The organism is Vibrio sp. T20 (genome assembly GCF_007858795.1).
Taxonomy (GTDB): Bacteria; Pseudomonadota; Gammaproteobacteria; order Enterobacterales; family Vibrionaceae; genus Vibrio; species Vibrio satsumensis.
The window spans coordinates 1-351 of the sequence record NZ_VFEB01000150.1 but is presented as its reverse complement, the minus strand read 5'-3'; the positions used below and the strand labels follow the sequence as shown (position 1 = coordinate 351).

Below are 351 nucleotides of genomic sequence, written 5' to 3'. Positions count from 1 at the left end.
AAAACGCTTCGTGATACGAAATATGACCAAGCTTTTATCTGTCCAAACTCAGCCAAGTCAGCATTGATTCCTTGGTTTGCAAACATTCCAAAGCGTACTGGCTGGAAAGGCGAAATGCGTTATGGTCTATTGAATGACCTTCGCCCTAACAAAAAATCGTTCCAATACATGGTGGAGCGCTATGTCGCGCTTGCTCATCCAAAAGCAGAGATGATTGACTCTAGTTCTTTGGGGGGATTAGAACAGCTACCGAGACCCGCTCTAACCATTCTCAAAGATGAGCAGTTAAAAACGACAGCGAAGTTTAAACTGACTCAGGATACGGCCATCACAGGCCTTTGCCCTGGTGCA

1 protein-coding gene is annotated in these 351 nt (G+C 45.6%); it reads left to right on the top strand.

Features of this window, described 5'->3' with window-relative positions; all coding sequences use genetic code 11:
* The coding region (locus FTW16_RS17740) for a glycosyltransferase family 9 protein (RefSeq protein WP_315897549.1) at positions 1 to 351 on the top strand (351 nt) is incomplete at both ends.